At 63.3% G+C, this 12,931-nt stretch carries 5 protein-coding genes; 1 reads left to right on the top strand and 4 read right to left on the bottom strand.

Annotated elements, in window-relative coordinates; translation table 11 throughout:
- Positions 1–347: 347 nt before the first annotated feature.
- The 3 genes from glgB to QMA10_RS15490 are packed head-to-tail and all read right to left on the bottom strand — an operon-like array spanning position 348 to position 7,920.
- The gene (gene glgB / locus QMA10_RS15480) at positions 348–4,121 is read right to left on the bottom strand and encodes a 1,4-alpha-glucan branching protein GlgB (RefSeq protein WP_290169774.1); all 3,774 of its coding nucleotides are present in this window, start codon (positions 4,119–4,121) and stop codon (positions 348–350) included.
- The gene (treS, locus tag QMA10_RS15485) at positions 4,118–5,887 is read right to left on the bottom strand and encodes a maltose alpha-D-glucosyltransferase (protein ID WP_290169776.1); all 1,770 of its coding nucleotides are present in this window, start codon (positions 5,885–5,887) and stop codon (positions 4,118–4,120) included. The genes glgB and treS overlap by 4 nt, the downstream gene beginning before the upstream one ends.
- Entirely contained in the window at positions 5,887–7,920 is a 2,034-nt protein-coding gene (locus QMA10_RS15490) for an alpha-1,4-glucan--maltose-1-phosphate maltosyltransferase (protein ID WP_290169828.1), read from the bottom strand. The genes treS and QMA10_RS15490 overlap by 1 nt, the downstream gene beginning before the upstream one ends.
- A gap of 209 nt (positions 7,921–8,129) precedes the next feature.
- Between QMA10_RS15490 and glgP the strand changes: the two genes are divergently transcribed.
- Entirely contained in the window at positions 8,130–10,754 is a 2,625-nt protein-coding gene (glgP, locus tag QMA10_RS15495; protein WP_290169778.1) for an alpha-glucan family phosphorylase, read from the top strand.
- A 38-nt stretch (positions 10,755–10,792) separates the two neighbouring features.
- Here glgP and glgX read toward each other — a convergent pair whose 3' ends face one another.
- Positions 10,793–12,904, bottom strand: a complete 2,112-nt coding sequence (gene glgX, locus QMA10_RS15500; protein WP_290169780.1) for a glycogen debranching protein GlgX — start codon at positions 12,902–12,904, stop codon at positions 10,793–10,795.
- Positions 12,905–12,931: the final 27 nt, after the last annotated feature.

A 12,931-nucleotide genomic window follows, 5' to 3' on the forward strand; every position in this document is an offset into this window, starting at 1 on the left:
CGGAAACAACCAGTTCAACCAATTAAAATAATTGGTATCAATAAACTTGGCACACTATTGAGTTCTCAAACAACAGACTGCTTCCGGCACCAACAGGCTCAGATCCAAGGGATCTTCCGCTCTGCATCGCTCCGGAGCAACTTTTCAATCTTACCGCTCCGATCAGGGCCTGTCAAAACGGCTGTTTGTCCTGCCGGCGAACCGGAGAGAGCCGAAGCTCTGTGACGCTCAGCTGTTCTCGTTTCCTCGATCAGCGCGGGTATTAACTCTAGCACGGTTTAACGGTCGTGGCGCACCAGGCCCTGAGTTGCTGAGGCCAGGGCCTGGCGCACCGCGAAGTGCCCGGGCTAAACGTCCTTAGGCTTCAGATACAGCACACCCAGCGGCGGCACCGTAAGTGTCGCTGAAGCGGGCTGCCCGTTGCAGGCGCCCTCCTCTGCGATAACAACACCCATGTTGCCCACTCCTGAACCGCCAAACTCCGCCGCGTCGGTGTTGAGCGCCTCCACCCATTCACCGGCCCACGGCAGGCCGAGCCGGAAGTTTTCATGGGGGGTTCCGGCAAAGTTGGCAATACACACCAGCGGGTTGCCCTGATGGTCGTACCGGATGAAGGACAGTGCGTTGCGGGCGCCGTCGTTCTCGTTGATCCACTGGAAGCCGGCGGGCTCGTTGTCCCGGTCGAAGAGCGCCGGTGTATTCCGGTAGATCTCGTTGAGCTGGCGAACCAGCAGCTGCACGCCCTTATGCTGCGGGGTGTCAGTCAGGAACCAGTCCAAGCCGTATTGTTCCGACCATTCAGCTTCCTGGGCGAATTCCGTACCCATGAAGATCAGCTGCTTACCCGGATGTGCCCACTGGAACGCCAGGTACGCACGCAGGTTGGCCAGCTGCTGCCAGCGGTCACCGGGCATCTTCCGCAGCAGCGAACCCTTGCCGTGCACAACTTCGTCGTGGCTGATCGGCAGGAGGAAGTTCTCCGTATAGGCGTAAACCAGTGAGAACGTCAGCTTTGCGTGGTGGTACATCCGGTTAATGGGGTCCTCGGACATGTACTCCAAGGTGTCGTGCATCCACCCCATGTTCCATTTCAGGCCGAATCCCAAACCGCCGCTGCTGGTGGGCTGGGTAACTCCCGGGAACGCGGTGGACTCTTCCGCAATCATCACGATGCCGGGAACCCTGCGGTACGCGGTGGCGTTGACTTCCTGCAGGAAGGAGATGGCCTCAAGGTTTTCCCTGCCGCCGAAGGCGTTGGGACGCCACTGATCCGCGGGGCGGGAGTAGTCCAGGTACAGCATGGAGGCCACGGCATCTACGCGTAGTCCATCGATGTGGAACTCTTCAAGCCAATAGATCGCGTTCGCGACGAGGAAGTTGCGGACCTCACGGCGTCCGTAATCGAAAATGAGCGTGCCCCAGTCGGGCTGTTCGCCGCGGAGCGGATCTCCGTGTTCGTACAGGGTCTGGCCGTCGAATTTGGCCAGTGCCCACTCGTCCTTGGGGAAGTGCCCCGGAACCCAGTCCAGGATGACGCCGATGCCTTCCTGGTGCAGCTTATCCACCAGGTACCGGAAGTCATCCGGATGCCCAAAACGCGCCGTGGGAGCGAAGTAGGAGGTGATTTGGTAACCCCACGAGCCGCCGAAGGGATGCTCGGCGACGGGCATGAACTCTACGTGGGTGAATCCCTGCCACTTCACGTATTCGGCCAACTGGTCCGCCAGCTGGCGGTAGTCCAGGCCCAGGCGCCACGATCCAAGATGGACTTCGTAGACGCTCATGGGTGCGTTGTGCGGGTCCCGGGCAGCCCGGGCTTCCATCCACTCTGCATCCTGGAACACGTAAGTGGACTCAACCACCCGGGACCCGGTCAGCGGCGGAACCTCAGTGGCCTGCGCCAGCGGGTCGGCCTTGTCACGCCACACTCCGTCGCTGCCGAGTATCTCGTACTTGTAGCGTGCGCCGGGCTCAACTCCGGGAATGAACAGCTCCCAGACTCCTGAGCCGCCAAGGGAACGCATGGCGTGCATCCGGCCGTCCCAGGCGTTGAAGTCACCCTTCACGCGCACGGCCTGGGCGTTGGGTGCCCACACGGCAAAGCTCACGCCGTCAATGTCACCGAGAATCGACTTGTAATGGTGCAGGTTTGCGCCCAGCACAGTCCACAACTTTTCGTGCCGGCCTTCACCAATAAGGTGCAGGTCAATTTCTCCCAGCGACGGCAGGAACCGGTATGGATCGTCGAACAGCTGCGGCGCAAGGCCTTCGTAGGCCACTTCGAGGCGGTAATCAGGAACCTGTCCGGGCCGCTCCGCGGGGAGCGTTCCCACCCAGATCCCGTTGTGCTCGTGCTGCAGATCAATCCGCCCGTCAGCGGTGACGGCCACCACTGCCTTGGCCAGCGGACGCAGGGTGCGGATGGTCACCAGCCCCCGGTCGTCCACATGGGCACCCAGCACCGCGTGCGGCTGGTGATAGCGGCCCTCGGACACGGCCTGCAGCACATCCGGGGATACCGGCAGCGGGTTGCGGTGCGCCGGCTTCACTGAAGCCTCGCCGGCGGCCGGTACGACGACGTCGTCCGCTTTGGCGGGAAGCGCAGGTTCCGAAGGACGGTTCCCCCTGGGAGCGGAGGCTGGGTTCTTAGTCACTGAATTCTCTTCCTGACTGCTGGTTCCGTGGACCTGCCTGCGTGCCTGCTCCAAAATCTGCCGAACGGCAGAAACAGGCACACGGACCCAGTCGGGACGGTTCCGAATTTCGTAGACAACTTCATAAAGGGCCTTGTCCAGCCACAGGGCCAGATACAGCGGATCACTTCGGTTGATCTGAGTGCCGGTTTCCTTCTCATAGCCGCGCAGGAACGCCTCAGACGCGTTGGCTGCCCAGCGTGCGGCATCAAGACCGCGGCGCTGCTGTTCCTTTTGGCCTGCAGCGCCTGCCTCGGCGGCGCCTTCCACCAGGGCCACCCCGGCTGCGTAGTCAAGGGAGCGCAGCATGCCCACAACGTCACGGAGCGGAACATCCGGAACGCTCCGTTCAGCGGCCGGCCGAAGCGGCTCGCCTTCAAAGTCCAGCACCATCCAGCCGTGGGTGCCTGATTTCAGTACCTGGCCCAAGTGATAGTCAGCGTGAATGCGCTGGAGGTTGGGGAGCTTTTCGAGATTGCTGATCTGGCGCAGCAGGTACTCCAGCGGTTCGTCGTACTCCCCCACGTAGCTCCGGGCTTCTTTCCAGGCCCAGCGGATCCGGTTTTCGAGGGACTCGAGGAAGGCGGAGCGTTCCGCCGCACTGGGAGGTTCGCTGCCGAAGGCCTGTGCCAGCTGCTGGTGGATGCGGCCGGTGACGGCACCCAGCTCTTCAGCCTCGGAGGTGAAATCTGAATTCTCCAGTGCGGCGTTCGACGCCGGACGCCAGGCGTCTTCGCTGTTGGGAATGAACTCGCGCAGGACGCTGAGGTCTCCGGTCACCCAGGCGCCGTTGTCATCCAGCGGATTCCGCCAGCTACCAGTTACCCACCCGAAGGTGGTCGGCACGTCGGCGGAGCCCATGGCCGTGAGCTTGGCGCTGACCTGTACGTCGGGGCTCTCTCCGGCGGCGAGCACCCGGTAGAACTTGATGATTAGCTGGTTGGGCCGGGCGGGCACCACCACGGAGGTGTTGGACTGCTCGCCCTTCATGAGCTTGGAATCCACAACGCTGTCGAAGGGCGGCCAGTCCGCGAATCCGGCCAACGCGATGCCGTGCGTGTGTCCGTCCACGGACGAGGACCGGGAACGCATCAGTTCCAGCCACGCCGTAACGAAAACCGGATCAGCGGTGCCGTCATACAGCCAGCGCTCACCGAGCTCGGCGTGCCGGGCGCGGCCCAGCAGTGAGCCTGCGAGCTCAGGGGCCGGCTCGCTGCGATAGCTGACGGGCACATTAATGATGTCCGTCCGCTGACCCGAGCTCACGGCAATGAGGTGGACCTCGAGCTCCACCGCGCCGGTCGGGTCCTCCAAACGGACTCCGCCCACGCGCTCCAGGGAAATCTCACGCCCCTTCGCAGGGAACCATCGCTGCTGCGGCAGCCAGGCGGTCAGGAGTTCAGGCAGTGACGGAGTCAACTGGCTCATTTCTTCACGGCCTCCGAAATAGGAATGAGGGGAATCGCGTCGGTCAGGGGCGAGGAAGTGTTCGACTGCGGTGAGCGCAGGCGCAGCCAGTAGAAGTCGTGGCTGCCCAGGGTCAGGGTTACCGAGCCGTCCGGCCCGAACGCCGGGAACGGGGTACCGCCGAAGGCATCGCGCAGTCCGCGGCCGGCAAACTCCGGCAGACTCATCGTGGCCGAAACCGGGTGCTGGGAGAGGTTGAAAACACAGAACATTACTTCTCCCACCTCACCCTCGGGATTATCCGCCGGCAGCTCACGCAGGAATGCCAGCACGGACTCAGCCTCGGTGGGTACATTCCGGTAGGAGCCGAGCCCGAACGCGGGGTGGGTCCTGCGGACCATGATCATCTGGCGGATCCAGTGCAGCAGCGAGCTGGAGCTGGCCAGCTGGGCCTCCACGTTCACGTGGTTGTAGTGGTAGACCAAAGACTGCACCACGGGCAGGTAGAGCTTGCCCGGATCAGCGGTGGAGAAGCCTGCGTTCCGGTCCGGATTCCACTGCATGGGGGTACGGGAGGCGTCACGGTCCTCGAGCCAGATGTTGTCTCCCATGCCGATTTCGTCGCCGTAATAGAGGAACGGGCTGCCGGGAAGCGAAAGCAGCAGCGCATGGATCAGTTCCACTTCCGAACGGGAGTTGTCCAGAAGCGGTGAGAGCCGGCGTCGGATACCGACGTTGGCCCGCATGCGTGAATCCGGTGCGTACCAGCCGAGCATGGCCTGGCGCTCTTCGTTGGTGACCATTTCCAGGGTCAACTCATCGTGGTTGCGGAGGAAAGTTCCCCACTGGGCTCCTGACGGAATGTCAGGGGTTTCCTCCATGGTCTGCACAATGGGGGCAGCCTTCTGGTCGCGCAGGGCGTAGAAGAGGCGCGGCATGATCGGGAAGTGGAATGCCATGTGGCACTCGGCTCCGGTCTCGTCACCGAAGTACTCCACCACCTCGTGCGGCATCTGGTTGGCCTCCGCCACGATGACGCGTCCGGGGTAGTTTTCATCCACCATGGTGCGCAGGTCCTTGAGGAACCGGTGCGTCGCCGGAAGGTTCTCGCAGTTGGTGCCGTCCTCTTCGAACAGGTACGGAATGGCATCGGCGCGGAACCCGTCGATGCCCTGGTCCAGCCAGAACCGGACGACGTCGAAGATAGCCTCGACAACCTTGGGATTCTCGAAGTTGAGGTCCGGCTGGTGGCTGAAGAAACGGTGCCAGTAGAACTGCCGCCGCACAGGGTCAAAAGCCCAGTTGGACTCTTCGGTATCCACGAAGATGATTCGTGCGTCTTCATACTTCTGGTCCGTATCCGACCACACGTAGAAATCGCCGTAGGGTCCGTCCGGATCGCTGCGGGATTCTTCGAACCACGGATGCTTGTCCGAGGTGTGGTTCAGCGGCAGGTCGATGATCACGCGCACGCCGCGGGCGTGGGCTTCAGCGACCAGCCGCTTAAAGTCGCTGATGGTTCCGAACTCGTCCAGGACATCGTAGTAGTCAGAGATGTCGTATCCGCCGTCCCGGAGGGGTGACTTGAAGAACGGGGGAAGCCAGAGGCAGTCCACACCGAGCCACTGCAGATAGTCGAGTTTGTCGATCAGACCGGTGAAGTCCCCGGACCCGTCTCCGTTGGCATCAGCGAAGCCGCGCACGAGCACTTCATAGAAAACTGCTTTGCGGTACCAGTGCGGGTCATTGGTGAGACCGGGAGCGTGCAGCTGAAACGGGTTGGGCACTAGGAGTTCCTCCGAACTGACAGGATGTGTGCGGGTTCAAAATGGGCGTCCAGCCGGACGTAATTGTGAGCTCCCCAGCGCCAGCTCTGGCCGCTGAGAAGATCATCCACCCAGAAGGTTCCGTCGTCGTTGAAGTCCTTCGGATCGAGGTGCAGTGCTTCCAGATTCAGCGATACGCCGCATTCGCGGGCGCTGTGCGGATCCGTGTTCACCACGATGATCAGAGTGTCCCTGCTGGCGGGGTCCCCTGGCCGGACCTCCTTGTGCTTGGAGTACGCCACGATTGACTCGTCCGTGGTGGAATGCACTGTCAGGTTCTGCAGGTCCCCCAGCGCCGGGTGTGTGTGCCGGATTTCGTTCAGCCGGGTGATGTACGGGGCAAGGCTCCTGCCCTCCGCCTCCGCGGCAGCGAAGTCACGCTCCTTGTACTCGAACTTTTCGTTGTCGATGTACTCTTCGGCACCGGGACGGGCCACATGCTCAAACAGCTCGTAGCCGGCGTAAACACCCCACAGCGGGCTGGCGGTGGAGGCCAGGACGGCGCGGATTTTGAAAGCCGCAGGACCGCCGTACTGCAGGAACTCGGTCAGGATGTCCGGAGTATTGACGAAGAAGTTCGGCCGGAAGAAGGCCGCAGTTTCGGATGAGACCTCGGTGAAGTATTCCTCCAGTTCCTTGCGGGTGTTCCGCCAGGTGAAGTAGGTGTAAGACTGCTGGAAGCCGGCCATGCCCAGGGCGTGCATCATGGGCGGGCGGGTGAACGCTTCGGCCAGGAAAATGACTTCCGGGTGCTTCTCATTGACCGTTTTGATCAGCCATTCCCAGAACATCAGGGGCTTGGTGTGCGGGTTGTCCACACGGAAAATCTTGACGCCGTGGCCAATCCACATCAGCACGATCCGCAGGATCTCCTCCGACAAACCCGTGAAGTCGTTGTCGAAGTTCAGGGGATAGATGTCCTGGTACTTCTTCGGCGGGTTTTCGGCGTAGGCGATCGAGCCGTCCACGCGTGTGGTGAACCATTCCGGATGACTCGTCACCCAGGGGTGGTCCGGGGACGCCTGCAGGGCCAGGTCGATGGCCACTTCCAGGCCCAGTTCCCGGGCCGTGTCCACGAATGCATCGAAGTCCTCGAAGGTGCCCAAATCCGGATGAATGGCGTCATGGCCGCCCTCGGAGGATCCAATCGCCCAAGGGGAACCGGGATCCCCGGGGCCGGCAACCAGCGTGTTGTTCGGGCCCTTCCGGTGGGTCACGCCGATCGGATGAACCGGCGGAAGATAGATGACATCAAAGCGCATGTCCGCTACCCGCTGCAGGCTGCGCGCGGCGGTACGGAAGGTCCCCGAAGTCCACTCCCGGGTTGCGGGATCAAGTTTGGCACCCTCGGAGCGGGGAAAGAACTCATACCAGGCACCGCGGCCGGCCAGCTCACGCTCAACGTGGAGGGGGAACCGGGGGCTTCTGGTGACGAGGTCACGGATCGGGTCCCGGTCCAGGACAGCCAGAACGGCATCGGAACCTGCTGCGGCGAGCCGGTCATCCACGGGCAGGCCGGTGTCTGCGAGCGCTGCGGCCGCAGCCTCAAAGACCCTTGCATCGTCGCCGTTGCGCTCCTGTGCGGCAGCCCGGAACAGCGCAGCCCCCTCAGCGAGCATCAATTCCGTGTCCACGCCGGCTTTGATCTTCACCTCGGCGTTGTGATGCCAGGTGGAGTACACATCAGCCCAGCCCTCGACGGCGAAGCTCCAGGCGCCGGTGCCTTCGGGCCGGAGCAGCCCGCCCCAGCGGTCCAGACCGATTCCCACCGGGTGCATCCGCACCCGCTGTATCTCGGTGCCCTCAGGGTCATACAGGACTGCGCTGACACCCACAAGGTCGTGGCCTTCGCGGAAGACTGTGGCCCCGATGACGAGGTCCTCACCCGGAATGGCTTTCGCCGGAATGCGTCCGCATTCGACCACCGGGGTCACATTGATGATGGGAATCCGGCCGAACCGGAGTTCCGCAGCGGGCAGGTCATTGGATGGCATCGCACTGGAACTGGTCACAGACTAGACGTTAGCGATATTCTGAGCAGAATGCTAAGGCAACGTACTTTCCGGAGTTTCGCCGCAGGTGGGGCCCTGTATTGGGGCCTTTTTCCCCTAGCTCCGGGCCGGAGACGGATTTGACCGTAATCTGACAGATTACCCGCGCCACCCATCCCCCTCAGGGCACGGTTTGCGCTAGCGTAACTCGGGTGAAGGCAATTCGAAGGTTTACCGTCCGAACAGTCCTCCCCGACAGCATTGCTCCGCTGAGCAAGCTGGCTTCGAACCTGAGGTGGTCCTGGCATGAGCCCACCACCCGGCTCTTCGCTGACCTTGACCCGGCGGCGTGGCAGGCCAGCGGCCATGACCCGGTTAAGTTCCTCGGGTCCGTGAGCCGCGGCAGCCTCGAGCGGATGGCAGAGGATGCTGATCTGGTTCAGCGCATCCAGGAACTGGGTGCCGACCTTGATGAGTACCTGACTGCGCCGCGCTGGTACCAAACGCTGGGTGAAGACGCGCCCCGTGCCGTGGCGTATTTCTCCCCCGAATACGGGATTAGCGCCGTCCTGCCGCAGTACTCGGGCGGACTGGGCATCCTTGCCGGGGACCACCTGAAATCGGCCTCGGACCTGGGTGTACCCCTCATCGCCGTCGGCCTCCTCTACCAGGCCGGGTACTTCAAGCAGGCGCTGTCCCGCGACGGCTGGCAGCTGGAAACGTATCCAGTGCTGGATCCCAACGGCTTGCCGCTGACGCTGCTGCGGGAGGAGGACGGCACGCCTGCCCGCGTTAATCTTCCGTTGCCCAACAACCGCCGGCTTTCGGCACAGATCTGGCGTGCCGACGTCGGCCGCGTTCCCCTGCTGCTGCTGGACTCGGACGTTGTCGGCAACGACGACGCCGCCCGCGGCATTACGGACCGGTTGTACGGCGGCGGCGGGGACCACCGCCTGCAGCAGGAGCTTTTGCTGGGCATGGGCGGTGTCAAGGCCCTGCGGGTTTACGAACGCCTGTCCGGCACGGCAGCGCCCGAGGTGTTCCACACCAATGAGGGCCATGCCGGTTTCCTTGGCGTTGAACGGATCCGCGAACTGATGGACAACGGGATGGGATGGGAAGAAGCCCTGACCGCCACCCGCGCCAACACTGTCTTCACCACCCACACTCCCGTCCCGGCGGGGATTGACCGTTTTGACCAGTCCCAGATCCGGCATTTCTTCAGTGCCGGCCTGGCGCAGTCCGTCCCCACGGACAAGGTCCTCGCCCTGGGTGCGGAAAGCTACGACGGCGGTGATCCCGGCAAGTTCAACATGGCGGTCATGGGTCTTCGCCTGGCCCAGCGCGCCAACGGCGTCGCCAAGCTGCACGGAAAGGTGTCGCGCGAAATGTTCTCGGGCCTGTGGCCCGGATTCGATGTTTCGGAAGTCCCCATTACCTCGGTGACCAACGGCGTGCATGTGCCCTCATGGATTGACCCGGAAGTGACTCAGCTGGCACGGGAGAAATTCGGGGTTGCCACTGTCCATGACCGTGATTGGAACCGGGCCTATGAAATCAGTGACAGGGATCTGTGGGACCTGCGGCGACGCCTGCGTTCCAACCTGATTGATGACGTGCGCCGGCGGGTGCGTGCCGCCTGGCGCAAACGCGGGGCCACGGATGCCGAGCTTGCCTGGACCGAAAACGTCCTGGACCCGGACATCCTTACCATCGGGTTTGCCCGCCGGGTCCCCACTTACAAGCGGCTGACCCTGATGCTGAGGGATCCTGCCCGGCTGAAGGCTCTCCTTCTGCATCCCACCCATCCGCTCCAGGTGGTGGTTGCCGGCAAGTCGCACCCCGCTGACGAGCAGGGCAAACGCATGATCCAGGACCTCGTCCGGTTTACCGATGATCCCGAGGTCAGACACCGCATTGTGTTCCTTCCCAACTACGACATCGCCATGGCGCGGACGCTGTTCCCCGGCTGCGATGTGTGGCTGAACAACCCGCTGCGGCCACTGGAGGCCTCCGGCACCTCGGGCATGAAGTCCGCGATCAACGGAGGCTTGAACCTCTCGATCCTGGACGGCTGGTGGGACGAGATGTTCGACGGCGACAACGGATGGGCCATCCCCTCCGCCAACCCGACGCAGGGAGCGCACACGAGGGAGGTGTACGGACCGGACCAGCGCGATGATCTGGAAGCGGCAGCGCTGTATGACCTGTTGGAAAACGCCGTGACCCCCATGTTCTACGGCAAGGAACCGCCCGCTGAGGCCGGTGCCGCCGGCCCGTCGGATGCCCGGGAAGGGTCCCTGCCCAGCGAGTGGCTGGAAATGGTCAAGCACACCCTCGCTGACCTCGGTCCGGCGGTGTCAGCCAACCGCATGCTGCGTGATTACGTGAACCAGCTGTACCGTCCCGCCGGGCAGTCCGGACGTGCTGCTTCAGCCAACGGGTATGCGGCAGCGAAGGAACTGGCGGAATGGATCACCCGGATCCGTGACGGTTGGTCAGCCGTTTCGGTGGAACACGTGGATTCCATTGGCATTACCGATGATCCGCAGATTGGGGATCATCTGAACGTGCAGGCCTACGTTTCCCTTGGTTCCCTGCGGCCGGAGGACGTCAGCGTGGAAGTGGCGTACGGCAAGGCCCTGGAAAATGACCATCTGGAGGACCCTCGGACTGCGGAGCTGGTTCAGACGGAGGACCTGGGTTCCGGCAGGCACCTGTTCTCCGGCACGATCGGCATTGAGCAGGCCGGCCCCTTCGGTTACACCGTGCGGGTGCTTCCGGTGCATTCAGGACTGGCCTCGAAGGCGGAGCTGGGACTGGTGGCCAACGCCTAGGCCGCTCAACCGGACGGCCGGGGCGGCTTCCGGGCACCCTAGGCCCGGTAGAGGCTGACGGAGTTGGCCGGCAGGAGGTCCTTTTCCCCTCCGCGCAGCCGTTTCCCGGTGTCCGATTGCTCGTCCCCGGCTGTGCTCAGCAGCAGCTCGTAGGCGTGGCCCTCGTTGAGGGCTGCGCCGGACCCCTCCAGTGCCCGGGCATCGGGGAGGGTGATTTCGATATCGTTCTGCGAGCCGTTCAGGACCAGCAGGCCCCTCAGCATTCCGTTGTGGGAGCCCACCAGCAGCTGGACCACTCTGGAGTTGGGATCCTCCCACCTGTCCAGCGCCATGGGCTGGCCAAACTCGTCAAACCAGAGCAGCGATGCTTCCTGTGCGTCAGCCGGGAAGCGGTACGGCTGCGAAGCAAGGAACTCACGACGCAGGCGCAGCAGCGTACGGGTGGTTTCCAGCATCCGGCGCCCGTTCTCGTCCGGGTCCCAGTTCAGCCAGGTAAGCGGGCTGTCCTGACAGTAGGAGTTGTTGTTTCCCTGCTGGGTACGTCCAAGTTCATCACCGGCGGTAATCATGGGAACTCCCAGGGACATCACCAGGGTCGCCATGATGTTCCTGGCGCTCTGTGCCCGGCGGGCTGCGATGTCCCGGTTTTCAGTGGGTCCCTCGAGGCCGTGGTTGTAGCTGCGGTTCTCGCTGCTGCCGTCCCGGTTGTCTTCGCCGTTGGCCTCATTGTGCTTGAGTTCGTAGGACGTGAGGTCCGCCAGAGTGAAGCCGTCATGGGCGGTGACCATGTTGACGGAGGACAGCGCTGTCCGGCCGGATCGGGCGAACAAATCCGCCGAGCCCGCGAGTGAACCCGCAATCCGCGCCACCGAACTGCCCGTGCCCCCGGCATCCAGTGCGGCCCGGTCCCGGAGCCAAAAGTCCCTGGCTGTGTCGCGGTACCGGTCATTCCATTCGGCCCATCCGGGCGGGAAGTTTCCGGTCTGCCAGCCGTCCGGCCCGATGTCCCAGGGCTCGGCGATGAGCTTGGTTCCGTGGAGCACGGGATCCGCGGCCACGGCAACCAGGAAAGGATGCCGCGGGTCAAAACGGCCGTCTGCACCGCGGCACAGTGCCGGTGCAAGGTCAAAGCGGAATCCGTCCACCTGGTAGTCCTGCACCCAGTGGCGCAGCGAGTCCAGGGTCATTTGGATCACCCGCGGCTGGCTGAAATCCAGGGTGTTGCCGCAGCCCGTGGTGTCCAGGTAACGGCCCTCGCCGTCGTGCCGGTAGTACTGGTTGTCGCCCAGTCCCCGCCAGCTCAGCGCCGGCTGGTCCTTGGTGCCTTCGGCCGTGTGGTTGTAGACAACGTCCAGGATGACTTCCAGGCCTGCCTCATGCAGGGATTTGATCATGGTTTTGACTTCGTCCTGCACCGCCTTGGGTCCCGCCGCCTGTGCTGCCTTGGTGGCGTACGCGGCGTGCGGGGCAAAGAAACCGAGTGTGTTGTAGCCCCAGTAGTTGGTCAGATTGAGTTCACGCAGGTGAGCTTCGTCGGCGTGGAAGTGCACCGGCAGCAGCTCCACCGCGGTGATGCCCAGCTCTTTGAAGTAATTGACCATCACCGGGTGCCCCATGCCCGCGTAGGTGCCGCGGAGCTCTTCGGGGATGTCCGGGTGCAGCATGGTTTGTCCCCGGACGTGCGCTTCATAGATGACGGTGTCGCGCCACGGGACATGCGGCTGGTGTGCGGTGCCCCAGTCAAAGGACGGGTCCACATGGACGGAGAAGAACAGCGGGACACCGTCCGGATGCTGAACTTCATCAATTCCGCGGCCATAGGGGTCCAGCAGAAGCTGGAAGCTGCCCGGCTGACCGGGCAGCTCCTTGCCGGCCGGCCAGAATCCGTAGCGGCTGCCGTAGGTCAGGCCGTTCACCCGGCCGTGGTGGATGCCCGCCACGGACCCGCGGAGAGGCGCCGAGGACCAGTCACCCGGCGCTTTTTCAAAGTAGACATCCACGCCGGTGAGGCCCGGCGCGTAAACAGAGACATTCGCGGTTCCGGGCGCCGCCTCGACGCCCGGAACAGAATTCCGGACGCCGAGGGGAAAGGGCCGTGAAACCCGCCGCGCGACGGCTTGGCCCTGCTCAATGCTGGTCAAGTCTGCCATGCTGCCTCTCGGATTTCTCCGCCTTTG

This window comes from Arthrobacter sp. APC 3897, from assembly GCF_030407495.1.
Lineage (GTDB): Bacteria > Actinomycetota > Actinomycetes > Actinomycetales > Micrococcaceae > Arthrobacter_B.